Source organism: Baekduia alba, assembly GCF_028416635.1.
GTDB lineage: Bacteria > Actinomycetota > Thermoleophilia > Solirubrobacterales > Solirubrobacteraceae > Baekduia > Baekduia alba.
The window spans coordinates 1,983,137-1,999,342 of the sequence record NZ_CP114013.1 but is presented as its reverse complement, the minus strand read 5'-3'; the positions used below and the strand labels follow the sequence as shown (position 1 = coordinate 1,999,342).

The 16,206-nt window shown below is 70.5% G+C and carries 15 protein-coding genes, 2 tRNA genes and 1 pseudogene; 5 read left to right on the top strand and 13 right to left on the bottom strand.

Annotated features, from left to right (window positions below; all coding sequences use genetic code 11):
• Positions 1 to 30 precede the first annotated feature (30 nt).
• From DSM104299_RS09935 to DSM104299_RS09925, 3 genes are read right to left on the bottom strand one after another with little or no spacing between them, the layout of a single operon-like run.
• Positions 31 to 261, bottom strand: coding sequence for a hypothetical protein (locus DSM104299_RS09935; RefSeq protein WP_272477140.1), 231 nt, complete (start codon positions 259 to 261; stop codon positions 31 to 33).
• Positions 262 to 621 (bottom strand): tyrosine-type recombinase/integrase, encoded by a 360-nt coding sequence (locus tag DSM104299_RS09930; protein ID WP_272477139.1) that lies wholly within the window; start codon positions 619 to 621, stop codon positions 262 to 264.
• Complete coding sequence (locus DSM104299_RS09925; RefSeq protein ID WP_272477138.1) at positions 588 to 1,301, bottom strand: tyrosine-type recombinase/integrase; 714 nt, start codon at positions 1,299 to 1,301, stop codon at positions 588 to 590. The genes DSM104299_RS09930 and DSM104299_RS09925 overlap by 34 nt, the downstream gene beginning before the upstream one ends.
• Before the next feature lie 269 nt (positions 1,302 to 1,570).
• On the opposite strand from DSM104299_RS09925, the gene DSM104299_RS09920 reads away from it, so the two are divergent.
• Positions 1,571 to 1,999: a hypothetical protein gene (locus DSM104299_RS09920; RefSeq protein ID WP_272477137.1), complete on the top strand. Its 429-nt coding sequence runs from the start codon at positions 1,571 to 1,573 to the stop codon at positions 1,997 to 1,999.
• A 546-nt stretch (positions 2,000 to 2,545) separates the two neighbouring features.
• Here DSM104299_RS09920 and DSM104299_RS09915 read toward each other — a convergent pair.
• From DSM104299_RS09915 to DSM104299_RS09905, 3 genes are all read right to left on the bottom strand, one after another.
• A complete protein-coding gene (locus tag DSM104299_RS09915) occupies positions 2,546 to 3,568 on the bottom strand; it encodes a hypothetical protein (RefSeq protein ID WP_272477136.1) in 1,023 nt (340 codons plus the stop codon).
• Positions 3,568 to 6,183, bottom strand: a complete 2,616-nt coding sequence (locus DSM104299_RS09910) for a hypothetical protein (RefSeq protein ID WP_272477135.1) — start codon at positions 6,181 to 6,183, stop codon at positions 3,568 to 3,570. The genes DSM104299_RS09915 and DSM104299_RS09910 overlap by 1 nt, the downstream gene beginning before the upstream one ends.
• A gap of 66 nt (positions 6,184 to 6,249) precedes the next feature.
• Positions 6,250 to 6,534 (bottom strand): hypothetical protein, encoded by a 285-nt coding sequence (locus DSM104299_RS09905; protein WP_272477134.1) that lies wholly within the window; start codon positions 6,532 to 6,534, stop codon positions 6,250 to 6,252.
• A gap of 529 nt (positions 6,535 to 7,063) precedes the next feature.
• Between DSM104299_RS09905 and DSM104299_RS09900 the strand changes: the two genes are divergently transcribed.
• Together DSM104299_RS09900 and DSM104299_RS29530 are read left to right on the top strand one after the other, a co-directional pair.
• Positions 7,064 to 7,624 carry an ArdC family protein gene (locus DSM104299_RS09900; protein ID WP_272477133.1) on the top strand — a complete coding sequence of 187 codons (561 nt, stop codon included), beginning with the start codon at positions 7,064 to 7,066 and terminating at the stop codon, positions 7,622 to 7,624.
• Between the two features lie 47 nt (positions 7,625 to 7,671).
• Positions 7,672 to 7,788, top strand: a complete 117-nt coding sequence (locus DSM104299_RS29530) for a hypothetical protein (RefSeq protein ID WP_432419777.1) — start codon at positions 7,672 to 7,674, stop codon at positions 7,786 to 7,788.
• Between the two features lie 215 nt (positions 7,789 to 8,003).
• Here the strand turns inward: DSM104299_RS29530 and DSM104299_RS09895 are convergent, their stop codons facing one another.
• The 7 genes and pseudogenes from DSM104299_RS09895 to DSM104299_RS09870 form a co-directional block, all read right to left on the bottom strand.
• Positions 8,004 to 8,444: a hypothetical protein gene (locus DSM104299_RS09895; protein ID WP_272477132.1), complete on the bottom strand. Its 441-nt coding sequence runs from the start codon at positions 8,442 to 8,444 to the stop codon at positions 8,004 to 8,006.
• Between the two features lie 250 nt (positions 8,445 to 8,694).
• On the bottom strand, positions 8,695 to 9,555 hold the full coding sequence (locus DSM104299_RS09890) for a DUF6262 family protein (RefSeq protein ID WP_272477131.1): 861 nt from the start codon (positions 9,553 to 9,555) through the stop codon (positions 8,695 to 8,697).
• 19 nt (positions 9,556 to 9,574) lie between these two features.
• Positions 9,575 to 10,687 carry a tyrosine-type recombinase/integrase gene (locus DSM104299_RS09885; RefSeq protein ID WP_272477130.1) on the bottom strand — a complete coding sequence of 371 codons (1,113 nt, stop codon included), beginning with the start codon at positions 10,685 to 10,687 and terminating at the stop codon, positions 9,575 to 9,577.
• A gap of 654 nt (positions 10,688 to 11,341) precedes the next feature.
• Positions 11,342 to 11,415, bottom strand: a tRNA-Pro gene (locus tag DSM104299_RS09880).
• A gap of 29 nt (positions 11,416 to 11,444) precedes the next feature.
• Positions 11,445 to 11,516, bottom strand: a tRNA-Gly gene (locus DSM104299_RS09875).
• A 19-nt stretch (positions 11,517 to 11,535) separates the two neighbouring features.
• A pseudogene (locus DSM104299_RS29365) lies at positions 11,536 to 11,980 on the bottom strand (SRPBCC family protein).
• Between the two features lie 53 nt (positions 11,981 to 12,033).
• Positions 12,034 to 12,870 carry an SDR family NAD(P)-dependent oxidoreductase gene (locus tag DSM104299_RS09870; RefSeq protein ID WP_272477129.1) on the bottom strand — a complete coding sequence of 279 codons (837 nt, stop codon included), beginning with the start codon at positions 12,868 to 12,870 and terminating at the stop codon, positions 12,034 to 12,036.
• A 70-nt stretch (positions 12,871 to 12,940) separates the two neighbouring features.
• On the opposite strand from DSM104299_RS09870, the gene DSM104299_RS09865 reads away from it, so the two are divergent.
• Entirely contained in the window at positions 12,941 to 14,977 is a 2,037-nt protein-coding gene (locus DSM104299_RS09865; protein ID WP_272477128.1) for an ATP-binding protein, read from the top strand.
• Positions 14,978 to 15,056: 79 nt separating this feature from the next.
• Positions 15,057 to 16,205, top strand: coding sequence for a class E sortase (locus DSM104299_RS09860; RefSeq protein ID WP_272477127.1), 1,149 nt, complete (start codon positions 15,057 to 15,059; stop codon positions 16,203 to 16,205).
• The last annotated feature ends 1 nt before the right edge of the window (position 16,206 follow it).

Genomic DNA, 16,206 nt, shown 5'->3' with positions numbered 1-16,206 from the left:
TGCCGCTCGCCTTCTCCGGGCGGGAAGCGTTCACTCCACGTCCGGGATGCCCGCCGGGATCTCCACGGTCGGGCGACCGGAGCTCATCAGCGCATCGGAGTTCCCAGCATCGAGCGCCTGCCCCCAGGGCGTCCCGTACACGTCGACGAGCGGCTCCCTGACCTCGTTGACGACAGGCTTCTCGGTCGACACACCGACAGCGTAAGCCGCCGAGGCCACGATTGCACCCGATGCAGGCTCGTCCCTGACGTGCTTGGACAACTACGTGCTTCGTCGTCGTGAGAACGCCTCGTTGACCATCTCCACCTCGCGCTCCGACGGCTGATAATGCGAGTAGATCTGGGTCGTCTTGGCGTCGGCGTGACCCATCATCTCCTGGATGAAGCGCAGCGGGTGGCCGGCCGCGGCCATCTGCGTACCGAAGGTGTGGCGCAGGTCGTGGAAGCGAATGACCCGCACGCCCGCGTCTTCGCAGCCCTGCTTGAACTTCTTCGTGACCATGGACCGATCCAGCTCCTTGCCCGACTCCGGATGGCAGAACACCAAGTCGTCGGGCGCGCTGTAGGCGCTGCGCTCCTGCCAGACCTTCAGGAGCTCGAACGCCTCGTCGGCGACCGGCACCGACCGGCGCGTCGACTCATCGGACTGCCCTCCCCCGAGTGCTCGCCACGCACCAAGGCGTTGCGGACCTGGATCCGCTGAGCGACCCAATCAACATGCCGCCACCGCAGCCCCAACAACTCCGATTGCCATAGCCCGGTGATCGCCGCGATCAGAACGATGACGCGAACGACCGGCCCGAGCACGTCCGGCGGCACCGGCCGTGACGGTCCTCCACGGCCGCGGCGCGTCGGCGCCGGCTCCCGATACACGACCTCATTGGGGATTGCCTCGAGCTCGTCGAGCGTCAAGAACTTCAGGTCGGGGTCAGCGTCGTTCTGGCGCCCGCGCTTCGGGCGGGTGGCGTGCCGGACAGGGTTCTCCGTCGCCCACTTCTTGTGGATCGCGTGCTCGAAGATGGAGTACAAGAAGCTCATGACGTTGCGCACCGTCTTGGGCTTGAGGCCCTTGGCGAGCATGTCCTCGGCGAGCTTCTCGACCTGCGCGGTCGTCACGCGGTCTACGGCCTTCTTGCCCAGCGCCGGCGAGATGTGGACGCGCTGCATCGACTCGCAGTTCTCCTTGTAGGACTTGCGCGCGCCCTCGATGACCTGCTTCTGGCGCAGCGAGTCGGCCGCATCGTCGACGGTCTTACGAGCCGACGAGGCAACCCGCGGCTTGCGGTCCTCCTCTTCCTGCATCTTGCGGAACTTCGTCTCGGCCTCCGCGCGTCAGCCCATCGGACTCGCCGCGATGGCGGACCGGGCCCACCTTGCGGTTGAGCAGCTGCCCCTTGGCCGTCCACCCGCGCCCGTAGTACGCATCGCGCTCGGGATCGATGTGTCAGCAGCGGCTCATCCTGCTCGGGTCGATCGATCGGGCTCACGACTCTTAGTCGACGGGCCCTCCAAACACCCCTTGCCCTGTCTGCAGCCGCGCCAAGTCGATCGAAACCGGGCACACCCAGGGAATGGAGTTCGTGGTGAGCACGTGCCTGGCTATCGTCGGCCTCTACCTCGCGCACAGCCTTCTCCGGCATCAGCAAGTGCGCGTGGCTGACCGTCGCATAGCCAGCTACGCCGCCTTGTGGGAGCTGATGGAAGTCACGCGACCGGATCGGCTTCTGTCCGAAGACGCCGACCGTCCTATGACGATTCAGGAAGCCAAGAAGCTGTATGCGGCCCTGTCGAGGTGGTATTTCACGGAGGGCGGAATGCTGTTCACCGCGCCGACACTCGCGATGTTTCTGGTTGCAAAGCGGCGCCTCGCTTCTTCGTTAGACGCCTCCAAAGAGGGGCATCCCGGTGGGCGCGCTCCCCCTGGGAAATCGCCCTACGACCCGGGCTGTGGCGGCCTCTTATGTTCAACGCCGGTCCCGGATGGCCATCCCCGGATCTAGATGTCCGAGCCGCCGACTAACCACGGAACCCGTGTGGCATCGAGTCGCCGCAGGCGCCTTCATCCCCTGACCGCTCGTCGTTGGACGTACCCGAGACCGGCGTCTGCAAGGCGCCGCCGACTGCCGCCGGCGCCGACGACCAGCACGCGCTTGCCGGCGAAGCTCTCGGCCTGGGCGAGCACGTCGGGCAGGGGAACGGAGGCGCTTCGTGCTCCTCACCATAACTGATCGGCCCCCGAACGAGGCGATCCCAGCCTCGTGCCAGGTCCATGGCGAGCTCGCTTGCCGCCAGGGGGCGGCAGAGCCGCTGCCCAACTAACACAACTCCCTCACAGCACCGCTCATCGGTAGATCGAGGTCCACACGCTGGTCGGCAGCGGCATCTGCTCGGGCACGACGCAGTCCGAGCGCTTCGAGCTTCGCCGGCGCCGTGAGCGTGCCCAGGTCGACCTCGCTGACGACCTTCAACACAGCTGGCGAAGGGCCGGCATCTCGCCGGTGTAGTACGCCGCGGCGTTGCCGTCCTTCAGCAGGATGAACTCGTCCTTAGGCAAGGCCAAGGACGCTCAGGGCCTGTTCGAGATCGCTCCGAGACGCCGCAGCGATCGCGGTCCCCCCGCTCTCCGGGTCGAAGTCAAGCGCCCGCAGCAGCTTCGGGTCGGCCTCGCGGAGCCTGCGGCGAGCTGTACGCAGGGCGTCGACCTCCGTCTCGTCCGACGACAGGTCGAACGCGTCGGCGAGGCTGCCGTACACGGCGAACTGGCCGTCGCTGGTCTCGCTGATCTGCCACGGCGGCGGAGGTGGCACGAACGGCTTGCGCGCTCGGACCGCGATCTCCTCGAACCCGAACGTCTCCCGGAGCTCGTTCGTGATCAGGTCTCGCTCGGCCAGCGGCGCATCGATGATCAGCCGGTTCAGGTTCTGGCGCGGGATCCCGTCGAAGGGCGGCCGCAGCGGCGACGGGCCGGCACCGGTGTGCTCGACGCCATAGAGGAAGAGGGACTCGAGCAGGGGCAGGTGCCGGAGAAGGCCGAGGTCGACTTGTGCCGGTTCGACGTCGTCAAGCCCTCCAACGCGGATGCTGAGGCGTGTCAGGTTCGGAAGGCGCGACCAGTCGATCGCCGCGACCAGCTTCGCCACTTGGCGTCCTGTGTGACCGCGCCGGGACTCCGAGAGCGCGATGTCGCACACGCTGGCCGGTAGAGGCATCTGCTCCGGCACGACGCAGTCGTCGTCAAGGTCGAAAACTCTCAGCGCTTCGAGCTGGGCGGGTGCTGTCAACGTGCCCAGGTCGACGCCGGCCACGCGCTCGAGCCGGAGGCGTCGAAGGGCCGGTAACTGACCCAACACGGCGAGGTCGAGGTTGCGCACCCGTTCGAGTTGCAGCTCTTCGAGGTCTTCGAAGGCCTGCAGCGGTTCCAAGCCTTCGGTGCCTGATCCATCGACGTTCTGCAGATCGAGAATCTTGACGGTCCGACGTCCGGGAACGATGCCGTCGAGTGGTCCGCTGGCGCGGTAGGCGCCGAGGTCGGCCGGCGAGCCCGGCGACTTGCGCAGCTTGGAAGGCATCAGTGGTGGGTCCCTACACCGGGGCAGCGCTTGCGGCCGGTGTAGAACGCCGCAGCGTAGGCGGCGTAGCCGTGCTTCAACAGAATGAACTGCCCGAGCAGAAGCTGGGCGCAGTACGTGTCGCGGTCCGGCGAGATCTCATGACGCTTGTTTGACAACTGGCCGAGATCCCGGCCGGTGCCTGCGTTCGCCTCATATCGGAAAGGCCCGAAGTGCGCGATCAGCGCCTCCTCGGTGCTCTGCGCCTCGATGAGGGTCATGGGTGGGATGTTCAGCGTGGTCATGGTGTCCGTGCGCTCCTCCGGATGACGATCGCAGCGCTGCTTGAAGTCTCTCGACCGGCCGACGTAGTCCACCGCGCTGTCCGGCGGAGGTGGCGGCGACCAGTACACGACATGGTTGCGCCTGCCGGCACCCCGTCCGAGCTCATCGACCAGCTCCTCGGCTTCCTCGCAGTTTCGCGTCCCGATCGGACGGCCGTTCTCGCCCGGCTCCCGTGCCTCCTTCTCCTCCACGATGCGCAGGTGCTCGAAGTCGAGCTGTGTCAGGTGCTCGTCGGCGTGCTGGAGCGCGGTGACGACACGTTCGGCGCTGTCGACCGCCGCCTTGTAGAAGACCTTGCAGTCGTGCGGCACGTCTTGGTACTGCCGTTGGGCGTCCTCGAGGAACGTCGCCATGTCCTTCGCGCTCGCCGTCGCGCGGTCGTGGAGTGCGGGATGGGAGCCGATCGACGCCGAGGCGATGCGGTCCAGCAGCGACCCGGCCGAGACGAACGTGGACTTGGCCCGCATCTCGAACCCGCCGGCCTCGCAGTCCAGATCCCCGTCGGAGGTCAGGAACGCGACGATGTCGCCGACCACGGTCGCGCGGAGGCTGACCCGGACGACCACGTGGAGGGTCTCCTCGAAGACCTCCTTCTCGAACTGCCGCTTGGCCGCCTGGCCGGCCGCCTGGTTGGCGTAGCGGTTGAGGCGATCAAGTCCTTCCTCTACGTAGATCTCCTTGGCCGTCTTGGTCGTCGACGCGGCGTGCGCTACCGGCGCGTCGAGGTCGTCTACGTCGTCGGGACCGAGGAAGTGCGGGTGGCTGCCGTCGTGGTTGATCGCGTAGGCGCGCGTGCCCGACACGCCGCAGATGTCGTAGGTGTAGGTCCGTGCCGCCGGGGAGCCGGTCCGCGCGGCCAGCGTCGGGCTTGAGCAGATCTCGAAGTCGCTGCGCGTCGTCAGGACCTCGGTGGACGTTGGGGCGGGCGGCCCGTAAAGCTTGCGGTCCTTGGGCGAGACCCGATGCAGGCCGGCGCCGTCGGTGTCGACCTCCCAGATCGAGTCGCCGTCGAACGAGCCGTCGGCCAGCCGCGCGGTGAACGCGATCGCGTGGCCGTCGGGCAGGAACCGCGGGTGATCGACCAGCGCGAACTTCCCGCCGAAGTCGAGCAGGCGCGGCGTCGCGTCGGTCCGGTCCTCGGCGACGTAGAGTCGCGGATCCGAGTTGGCCGGCGTGCCGACGAAGACGATTCGCCCGTCGTCGGCGACGTCGGCGGCGTGCACCGACAGCGTGGACGCCGGGCTCAGCGACCGGTTGGTGAGGCTCGCGCCCCCGCCACCACCACCGCCTGGATCCGGGTCGGCGCCCTCGACCTCGGGCGCCATCACCGCGGGCTCGGGGTCGTCGGTATGCAGGCCGTCAGCGCCGACGCTCACCGCTTGGGTGTCTGAGCCGTTGGTGCCCGGCTGCGTGAAGATGATGCGGCTGGCGTCCGGCGTCCATGACGGCTCGCCGCCGGTCGTCAGCTTCCGCAGTCCGGTGCCGTCTGCGTTGACGAGCCAGATCGAGCCTTGGTAGGGGTTGTTGGCGTCGCTGCGGGCCTCGAACACGATCATCCCGAGGGTCGGCGAGATCCGCGGGCCGTAGAGCTGGCAGCCCGCGCCGACACCGACGAGCTGCGCGCACGACGCCGCGGTCGCTCGGCCGCTGCCGTCGGGGGCCGACACCGCGACCTGCGTGCGGCCATGATCGAGATAGGTGATCTCGCCTTCCAGCGTCGGCGCCGGCGTGCTGGCGATCAGGTCGCTCGTGTCGGAGATCGCCTTCGCCTCGCCCGCGTCGGTCGTCGCGGTGACCTCCACCTCAAGCCGGTGGCTGGCGTCCTCGGCGGTCAGGCGGTAGCTGTCGCCGACCGCATCGTCGATCTCGAGGCAGTCGGTGCCGTCGGCGTCGCAGCGCAGCCACTGGTCGGTGAGCTGGTCGCGGTCGGCGTTCTGCCACGTGCCGCCGTCGGTCGTCACGACCGAGCCCGCGCCTGCCGCGCCGATGATCGTCACGCTGGGCACGGTGGACGCCTCGGGCATCTCGCCGGCGCCGACCGCGTCGGTCGCCGCCGAGTACGCCGTGGTCTGCCCCATCACGTTGGTCGCCGTCACGGCGACGCGCAGCGGACGGCCGTACTGCTCGGCCGGCACCACGTAGGTCTCCGACGTCGCGCCGTCGATGTCGCGACAGCCAACGCCGTCGATGTCGCACAGCTGCCACTGGTAGGCGTAGGTCATCGGGTCGGTGCCCGTCCACGTCGCGCCGCCGACCTGGAGCGTGGCACCCTCGGTCGGCGTGCCGAGCACGGTCGGCGGGTCGCTCGCGTGGGGCTTGTCCCCGGCAGCGATCGGGCTGACGGCCGCCGCCGTTCTTCAGCGCGCACGAAGATGGCTCCCTCGGCAGGTCAGGTCGAAGCTCCGGTAGATCGACTCGTTCGCCGCGCGGCAGAACTGGCCGACGCGGTACGCAGGAGCGGCAGAGACCGCGACCGCCCGCTCACCGCTGGCAGGCACGTCGCGGTGCGCGTCCCCGCAGCCGCTCAACGCGGGCAGCATCAAGACGCCGGCGATCGTCCATGACGTGACGCCGGCACGGCGCAGCGACTCGGGCCGCACGGACCAAAGGCCGCGCGGCCGAGCGTGCTCGGGGGAGCGCATCTGTTCTCCTGTTGCTGGACCTTCACGCCGACGGTCGGCGCGCGGCGCGCGGCGCGCCGCGCCCACAGTACTGATGAGTAGTTCGGAGTCAAGAGCAGAACGCACCGACTACGTTGTTACTGATCGATGCTGGCCGATTGTTCGACGCTTCACCGAAACGTAACCGTGCCACGAGCACGTCGCATGTCCCGAGGCGGGCCATCGACCGGTTCGGCCAGGCACCGGGCTCGACGACCTTCGCCGGAACGCCGAGCGGCTCGACCTGCACTCGACAGAGTCGGGATGAACGATCCTCGTTGTTGATGCTCTTCTGGTCGCACGTCACGCGTTCCCGGGCCGCGCAGCACGGCAGGTAGGTCTACGAGGGACCTCTTCGCGCACCGATCGGCACCGACGTGAGCACGTGGTCCTCGTCGAGATGCCAGCCGTCGCTCGGAGACCGACGCCACCCCACGATGGCACGCGTCCGTGCATGCGGCGGGATGGCAACGGTCCCGCACCGGGCGGGACCTCGGCAGAGGAGGATCTCGTGTCGACCACGACCGAGGCCGAGCGCCAGGAGCGACGGGAGGCCGATCGCCGCCGTGCCGCGCAGGCCGTCGAGGCGCTGAAGTCCAGCGATGGCTGGCGGAGGTGGCTGCGTGCCCGTTCCAAGTTCCACAACTACAGCTTCACCAACCAGCTGTTGATCGCGATGCAGCGTCCGGAGGCGACCTACGTCACCGGCTTCCGGAAGTGGCTGGAGCTCGGCTACTCGGTGCGACGCGGCGAGAAGGCGTTGTACATCTGGATGCCGGTGCCGCCGAGCCGCAAGGCGATCGCCGAGTGGGAGGCCGCGGGCGCCGACAAGGACAAGAAGCCGCGGACGCGATTCCGGATGGGTCCGGTCTTCGACCGCTCCCAGGTCGACCCGCTCCCGGAGCCCGCTCAGCCCGCCGTGCTGGAGCCGCCGATCTCGCCGATCGATGGTGACGACCTGGCATGGACGCTGCGCCCGCTGGCCGGCGTCGCCGCCGAGGTCGGCTACCGCGTCGTGACTGAGCCCATGAGGAGAGAGTCGGCGGCTATTGCAACCCAGGCGAGCGCCTGATCGGCCTCAACGAGGACAACACGATCAACCAGCGTGCGAAGACGTTGGTGCACGAGTTGTCGCACATGTTGATCCACGGCGATGACACGGACGAGAGCGACGAGTCGTTCAGCTATGCCGAGGAGGAGCTGATCGTGGAGGCCGTCGTTTTCAGGCCCGGTTGAGCTGTGTGCCGCTTGCGGACTGGACGCAGCGTTGGTGACGAGTGTTACCGACAAGCTGGACGGTGCCTGGTCGGTGCAAGGGATTCCGCGGATTGCGCGGCGCCGCGTGGCGTGGGTATCGCGACGAGGGTGTCAAGTCCAGGTGTGGCGGGCGTCACCGGCCCCTGCTCTCTCGAGAGGGGTCGGTGAGCGCCGTGGACGTGTGGTTGCGCGGTTTAGCGGTCGTCGAGCGACCGCCCGCCGAGCTCCAGGTGGCTGATCTTCCAGACCTTGCGGTTGTCGCTGACATCCGGGAGGAGCCTGAAGCATCCGCCCGCCCAGTTCGCGTTGGGCACCATGATCTCGAGGCCGCCCTCAGGCGTCTTCGAGATTTGAGCCCAGAACTGACGGTAGGCCCCGTCGCCGGTCGAGATCTCGACCGGCATCAGCTCCGTGGTCTCGGAGAACTCGTGCCCGTTGACCAGTGCGTCGCTGATGATCGACAACGAGCGTGCGATGTCGGCGACCGGCGAGAACCGGTCGTGCCCGCGAGTCGCCTTCTGCAACGCGCCCACTGCCTTGGCGGTGTAGATGATGCTGACGTCCATGACGTACTCCTGTCCCTTCCAGGGGGCTCGCTCGGAAGAGCGAGGCTCCAACCCCTGGCCGACCGCCATCTCCCCCCGAGAAACTCGGGCTGATGGCGACAGGTCATTGGTTGCAGCAACCAGGAGCCAGTCGGTCCTATCTGGCATCGCTTGAGCCGACCGCGTGCCTGTGGTTCCCACAGGGTTTCCGCATGCCGCCTCGACCATCGCTGTACGCCATCGCCGATTTAGGCGAGGAGACCGGTGGGCAAGCGAGATCTGCCTGTAGCGATTGAGTAGCGCGCTTTGTGAGCGCATGTGATGATCAACCGATCAGACATCAGCTCGGGCGCTCGATGGAGCGCATGAGCGGAAATCGGGTCGGTCGTGGTTGGGTAATGAAACTCCGACGATAGGCGGTGGCGTCCAGGCGTCCAATGCGAGTTCGTGATCGCTTCCATCTGCGACGCTCGATCGGGTCTCCAGCAGATGAGCTCAATTGCTTGAAGAACCGCGGGGTCTCGTGTGGGGATGCGCTGGCGGCGGTTACCGAGTTCGTCAAGTCGGTCGACGGCTTCGTGCGACGCATCGATGCCTGTTCTGGCCGTCGGCGCGACCGCCGGCAGCCGCCTGAGCATGGTCGCCGACCTGGTCGCTCAGGTGCCGGGTCGGTTGTGCGTGGCGAGAGTTCTCGGTTGATCTCGCGCGCCGCGGCGAGTTCCTCGTGTGCGGTGGCCAGTGACTCCTGCAGCTCGAACGCGCGCTGCTCGGCGGCCTGGAGCCGCTCTCGCAGCCGCGCCTCGGCGGCGGCGACCGGGTCGGAGTAGGGCATCTGGTCGGAGACCTGTCGGCCGAGCAGTTCAGAGAGCCGGCGCTCGAGCGCGGCGATCTGTCGGCGCTGGCGGTGCGCGAGCGCGCGGTGGTTCTCCAGATCGGCGCGCAGCGAGGCTGCGCTGACCCGTGCCGTCGCGGTCAGCGAGTTGGTCTGGCGGGTGGTGGCCTGTGCGGCGCGATGCTCGATCTCGGCGCGCAGTTCGGGGTGGCTGTATATGAATTTGCGCGAGACGCTCGCCTCGCGTGCGACCTGCGCGATGGTCACCGGGCGACCGGCGGCGATGAACGCGTCGACGGCCGCGTGAACTCGCTGGGTCTTGAGCTGGCTGTCCAGTCGTCGGCTGGTATGCAGCGCGGCCGCGGTCACGACGGCGGCGTCACCGTCGTTATCGGCAGCGGTGTGAGCGTTGGCCGCGGCGCGCGGGTGATCGCTTGGAAGCGGTCGGGGATCGTGGTGCGCAGCTGGGCGCGGTAGCGGCGGGCGACCGCGATCGCCTCGAGCACGGCGGGACGAGCGCGCGGACGGCGGCAATCTCCTCGTCGCTTGGGGCCGCGTCGCGGCGCGCCCATTCGGCCAGCTGCGGGACCGCAGCAGCAAGCCGCTCGCGATCGGCGAGCAGCTGATGCAGGTAATCGCGTAGCTCGGGCTGGCTGGCCGGGTCGGTGCGGAAGTGCTCGCAGCCCAGACAGCGGAAACGGTAGGGGCACGCGGTGCCGCGCGCCTTGACGTTGGACGGCTCAGTGCAGACGCCGAGCGGGACGGTGGTCTGTCCGACCTGCGCGCGCAGCCGCTCGCTCTCGAGCAGCTGCTCGACGACGGGCATCGTGCGCTGGCCGTCGCGGTCGATCTGTAGCGGCGCCAGGGCTTGGACGGCCTTGCGGGCGCGCTGCTCGCGGACGCGGAAGTAGCCCTGCGTGGTGACCATGCTCTCGTGGCCCATCAGTTCGCGCAGTACTTCGACCGGTGTGCCAGCATCGGCGTGGCGTTGCGCGTAGCTGTGGCGGAACGCGTAGGGGATCACGCGCTCGCGCGCAAACGCCGTGCCGTCGGTATCCAGCAGCGCCTCAACGTCGCCCATCCAGTTGCGCAGCAACCTGGCGAGCTCGGTGCAGACCATCGGCCGTCGCCCGTCCGGGTTGCGGGTGAGGCGCGGGAAGAGCCGCAGCTCGCCGGCCGGGGTGTCGGGGTAGCGCGCGCGGATGCGCTGCTTCTGGGCGGTGATGACCTTGGCGGTCTGCTCGTCGATCGGCAGCCGGCATCCTTGGCGACCGACCTTCGGCATGTCGTGGACGAGAACCGGCAGGCGGCGCTCGCTGCCGCTCTCGTCGGTGTGGGTTTCATGGTGCAGGCAATCCCAGGCCAGCTCGCAGATCTCGCTCGGCCGGCGCCCGGTGTCGGCCAGCACCTCTAGTGCGGCGCGGCCGGTAGCGTCGTGGCGCCGCTCCAAGAGCTCAAGCGCCGACGTGTCGAGCAGCTGAGCGAGCACGACGTCAGGCAACGCGCGGCCAGGCTCGCGGCCACGCCCCGGGCGCCCGATCGCGCGGACATCAGCGCGGGTCAGCGCGAAGCCGGCGGGCAGCCCGAACAGCGGCCTGCCCGGCGCGCCGAGGCCGAAATCGCGCGCCTCGCGCAGGAACTGCGCGATCTCCGCCGTGAACGTCCGTTGTTGCCATGCCGTCAGCCGGCCGCTGCTGGGCAGACGCCCGAGGCGGATCAGCAGTGCGCTGATGTCCGCGCGTCCGAGCGCCGGCGGATGATCTCAGGCCGAGCTCTGGCTCGACTGGCGCCACTTCGCGTTTCTGACCAACTGCACCGAGGCGCTGGACCTCGTCGAAGCCGAGCACCGCCAGCACGCCGTCGTCGAGCTGGCCATCCGCGACCTCAAAGACCAGGCCCTCGCGCACTTCCCCATCGGGCAAGTACATGGCCAACGCCGCGTGGACGGTCATCGCCGCGCTGGCCCACAACCTGCTGCGCTGGACACACCTGCTCGCGTTGCCCGATCAGACCATCCGGACCGCCCGGACACTGCGCCGACGCCTGCTGACGATCCCCGGGCGCCTGGCTCGCACCGCACGCACGACGACGCTGCGGATGCCCGCCCGCTATAAGCCCACGAAAAAGGCCCGCATTTGCGGGCCTTTTGTGCGTATCGGGGAGACAGGATTTGAACCTGCGACCGCCCGGCCCCCAGCCGGGTGCGCTACCAGACTGCGCCACTCCCCGTGGCTATGGAACTGCGGTGCTGCGGGTGAAGCGGGCGACGGGACTCGAACCCGCTCCTAGAGCTTGGAAGGCTCCCGTGCAGCCGTTGACACCTCGCCCGCAGGCTTCGAGGAAGTGTACTCAGCCCGCCTCGGCGGCGCGCTTGATCGCGGCGGCGAAGTCGTCGGCGCCCTTGCGCGCGGAGCGCAGCGCGAGGCCGGCGATGAGCTTGCCGAAGCCCGTGGCCCTCGAGCTCGTTGAAGATCCGCACGCGCGTGCCGGTGCCTTCGGGCGCGAGGTCGTAGCCGCCGACGGTCGCGGTCACGAGGTTCTTGGACCGCTCGGCCCAGCGGATCGTCGTGGGCGCCACGAACTCGGTGAGCTCGAACTCGCGCTTGGTGGTCATCCCGGCGTCCTTGACCGTGCTGGCGAACCGGGTCCCGACGCCGATCGGGCCGTCGGTGACCTTGCGGATCTCCTGGACGCGCGGGCTGAACTTGGGGTCGTTCTCCCCGTTGGCGAGGAACGCGAAGACGTCCTCGATGGGACGATCGACGACGGTGGTCGCTTCGAATTCTCCGGCCATGTCGCCGACCCTAGTCCCGTGGGCAAGGTGGCGGCAAGGCGCGCGCCCGCCGCTCAGCCCTTGCGGGCCTCGGTGGGGACCGTGCCCGCGTCGTCGGCGATGGCCGTCGGGGGCCATGCGCCCCACCAGTTGTCGGCGGCGCCGTCCAACGTCACGGTCGTGCCGCTCAACGCCCTGCCGAGCGGGGATGCGAGCATCGCGACCAGCCAGGCGAACTCCTGCATCGTACCGAGGCGCTGCAGCGGGACGCTCAGCGCGGCACCACGCCAGACGACCTCGGGGTACTTGCGCAGCGACTCGGTGTCGAAGCGCCCGATCGCCGCGGCGACGACGCTCACCCCGTCGTCTCTCCAGCGATCCGCCAGCTCGACGGTCAGCGCCTCGACCGCCGCGCGCGCCGCGCCGGTGTGCGCCATCGCGGGCATGCCGTGGTGCGGCGAGACGGTCACGTTGACCACGGCACCACCGCCGCCCGCCGCGCGCAGCGCGTCACTCGCCGCCGAGGACATCGTCATCGTCCCCTCGACGTTCAGCCGCATCACCGCCCGCCAGCCCTTCGCCCCGATCGCCTCGGCCGGGACGAAGTACTGCCCGCCCGCGTTGTTGACCAACAACGACAACCCGCCGTGGCGCTCCACCGCGACGGCGACGATGCGCTCCGCGTCCGCCGCCTCCCGGATGTCCCCGCTCACCCACGAGCACCGGTCGGACCCGAGCGTGTCGCACGCCGCCCGCAGCACGTCCTCCCGCCGCCCGGCGATCACGACGTCGGCCCCGCACGCCAGCAGCTCGCCGGCCGCGCGCAGCCCGAGGTTCGTCCCGCCCCCCGTCACGATCGCCGTCTGGCCGGCCAGCAAGTCGGCGCGGAAGATCTCGGATACCCCACCCATACGGCCGGGAAGTCTATGGACGGCGCCCATTTAAGTGGACAGGCATGACACGCTTAAGCGCGAACCGGACGTGTCCAGCACCCTCGCCGAACGACTTGCCGCCCGTGACGAGCAGCGCTTCGTCGGCCGCGAGCGCGAACTTGCCTTCTTCGACTCGCTGTTCGTCGACGACCCGCCGGCGCAGGTGGTGCTCGTCCACGGCCCGGGCGGCATCGGGAAGTCGACGCTCCTGCGCGAGGTCGCGCGGCGCGGCTCCAAGCGCGGCTGGACCACCCGCCTCGTCGAAGGCCGCGATCTCGCGCCGGTCCCGGGCGAGATCGAGTCGGCGCTCGGGGACGTCACCGACGCCGAGCAGCCGCTGATCCTGTTCGACACCTACGAGCGGATGAGCGCCGCCGGCGGCTGGCTGCGCGCGCGCCTGCTGCCGTCGCTCCCCGCCCGCTCGGTCGTCGTGCTCGCCGGTCGCACCGCGCCCGAGCCCGGCTGGTTCGAGGGCGGCTGGGAGCGGCTGTCGATCGAGCTCAGGCTCGACCCGATGCCCGCCGACGCCGCGCTCAGCCTCATCCAGGCCCACGGCCTCCAGGACGGCGACCTCGCGCAGCAGCTGATCGCATGGGCGGACGGCTCGCCGCTGGCGCTCGCGCTCGCCGCCGACGCCGCCTACCGCGACGGCGCCCGCTGGGCGCCGGAGCGCATCCACGAGCACCCGAACCTCGTCCAGGCGATCCTGCACCGCGTCGCGCGGACCGAGCTGGACGGCGGCAACCTCGACGTCGTGGCCGTCGCCGCCCTCGCGCGCGTGTGTGACGAGCGGATGCTGCGCGACGTGCTCCCGGACGTCGACCCGGAGGCCGCCTACCTGTGGCTGCGCGAGCGGACGTTCGCCGAGCAGGTCGCCGGCGGCGTCGCGCTGCACGAGATCGTCCGCCAGGCGATGCGCGCCGATCTCCGCGCCCGCGACCCCGAGCGCGACCGCGAGCTGCGCCGCCGCATCGCCGACCACCTCTTCGTGCGCGGCCTGCGCGCGGGCGCGCGCACCGTCGTCGACCTCGCCGAGCTCGTCGAGAACCCGGCCGTGCGCTGGGGCTTCGGCGCCGACGGCTCGACCACGCACCGCCCGGACCTGTGGCGCGCCGAGGACGCGCCGGTCGCGCGCGAGCGCCTGCTGGCCAAGCCCGGCGGCGAGGCGTGGTGGGAGCTGATGCAGCCGATCCTCACACTGGCGCCCGACCGCGTCGTGACGGTCCGCGACGCGCGCGACGCGCTGTGCGGGATGGCGATCGCGGTCACGCCCGACAGCGCGCCGCCCGTCGCCGAGCAGGACATATGCCTTGGTCCGTGGCTGGCGCACGCGCGCGCCGCGCACGGCGGCGACGAGGTCCTCATCTGGCGCGACTCGATCGACTTCGTCGGCCATGGGGACATCAGCTCGCCCGTGCTGTCGATCCTGAACACGGCCGCGATCCTGCGGTCGGGACTCAAGAACCCGCGCTACTCGTACATCCCCATCGATCCGACCAACCCAGCGGCCGTCGCGTTCGCGCGCGCGGTCGACACCACGCACTTGGAGCACCTCGACGTCGCCTTCGAGGACAAGGTCGTCGAATGCCATCAGGTCGACCACAGCGACGACGGCATCCTGGGCGGCATGCGCGGCGCGGTCTACGGCGAGCTCGGCCTGGGCGCGCCGGGGCCGGTGCGCCTCGGGCCGGACGCGGCGCCGCTGGCGTCGGTGATCTTCGAGGACGACGGCGTCGGCGCGGTCGACGGGTCGCGCGAGCCCGTGACGGCCGAGGTCGTCCGCGAGGCGCTGCGGTCGCTGAACCAGCCGCTGGAGCTGGCGGCGTCGCCGCTGGCCTCCGGCGCGACGACCGAGGAGCGCGCCGCGGCGGTCCGCGCCGAGGTCGCGGACGCGGTCGCCAACGCGTTCGGCGACTCGCCCGACGAGCAGCTCCTGCGCCGCATCGTCCAGCGCGGCTACCTCGACCCGTCCGGCAGCCACGAGCTCGCCGCCGACGAGCTGCACGTCAGCCGCGCGACGTACTTCCGCCGCCTGCGCAGCGCCTCGCAGCGGGTCGCCGAGTACCTGATGGCCAAGCACGCCTGAGCGCGAAGCTGGGCAGCGACCGTTCGGGCCCGTACACTCGCCGGAGGGCGGCCCGGATGGCCGCCGGATCGTCATGACGTTGGACGTCGCACAGGCGGAGTACGCAGGCGGCGGACCGGGGTATGCCCGCGTCCGCCTGCTCGGCCGTGCCCGCGGCGCGGCGACCGCCCCGCCGACGCTGCTGATCGCCGACGGCGCCAGCTGGCGCCGGATCGCCGCGGTGCCCGGGACGCCCGTCGTGGCCGCCGACGCGCCGTTCGGCGTGGCCTTCGAGATCCCGCTGCACCTGGCCGTCGGCGACGGCGCGTGGTGGCTGGAGCCGGGCGCGGCGGTGGGCCCGGACCCGGCGGTGCGCGCGCGCGTGGACGGCCTGGCCGTGCGCGTCGCGGCGCTGGGCGCCGAGGTGGCCGCGCTGCGAGCGCGCGTGGGCGCCGAGCGCGGGCCCGGGCCCGGGCCCGCCGAGCGTGAGCGCGAGCCCGCGGCGCCCGCCGCCGACGCCTCCCCCGTCCCCCGCACCGCGCGCCTGCGCGCCCTGCGCCCCGGCCTGCCGGCGCTGCTCGTCGTCGCCGGAGCCTTCGCCGTCGGCGACGCCGTCGCGACCGTCGTCTGGCAGGAGCCGGTCTCGGCGCTGTGGTCGGCGCGCGAGCAGCGCGCGCTCGACCAGGACCTCCGACAGCTCGACGCGGCCTATGCCTCGCCCCGGGCCGCCGACGCCGCCGGCGCGAGCGCCGCGACCGTCACGTCCCCGCAGCAGCGGATGCGCGCGCTGGCTCGCACGCTCGACACGCGCACCACCGCCGGCCACCCGCTCGGCAAGCTGCGGATCGCCGCGATCCACGCGCGCTACGTGATCGTGCAGGGCACGCGCGCGTCCAGCCTGCGCAAGGGCCCCGGCCACTACGCCGGCACCGCGCTGCCCGGCGAGCCCGGGACGACCGGCCTCGCCGGCCACCGCACGACCTACGGCGCGCCGTTCCGGCACATCGACGCGCTCAAGCGCGGCGACGCCATCACCGTCACCATGCCCTACGGCCGGTTCGTCTACCGCGTCGAGGGCCTGCGGATCGTCAAGCCCCAGGACGTCTCCGCGCTCCAGGCTGTCGGCCGCCAGCGCCTCGTCCTCACCGCCTGCCACCCGCTCTACAGCGCGGCGCAGCGGATCGTGGCGGTCGCGCGGCTCGAGCGCGCCACGCCCCGCGGCGCGGCCGCGCCTGGCACGACCGCCTAAC

Excerpts from the sequence above, each read along its gene's own strand:
- DSM104299_RS09925 (WP_272477138.1), bottom strand. The coding sequence starts at position 1,301 with ATGCAGGAAGAGGAGGACCGCAAGCCGCGGGTTGCCTCGTCGGCTCGT.
- DSM104299_RS09920 (WP_272477137.1), top strand. The coding sequence starts at position 1,571 with ATGGAGTTCGTGGTGAGCACGTGCCTGGCTATCGTCGGCCTCTACCTC.
- DSM104299_RS09915 (WP_272477136.1), bottom strand. The coding sequence starts at position 3,568 with ATGCCTTCCAAGCTGCGCAAGTCGCCGGGCTCGCCGGCCGACCTCGGC.
- DSM104299_RS09905 (WP_272477134.1), bottom strand. The coding sequence starts at position 6,534 with ATGCGCTCCCCCGAGCACGCTCGGCCGCGCGGCCTTTGGTCCGTGCGG.
- DSM104299_RS09895 (WP_272477132.1), bottom strand. The coding sequence starts at position 8,444 with ATGGCGGTCGGCCAGGGGTTGGAGCCTCGCTCTTCCGAGCGAGCCCCC.
- DSM104299_RS09870 (WP_272477129.1), bottom strand. The coding sequence starts at position 12,870 with ATGGGTGGGGTATCCGAGATCTTCCGCGCCGACTTGCTGGCCGGCCAG.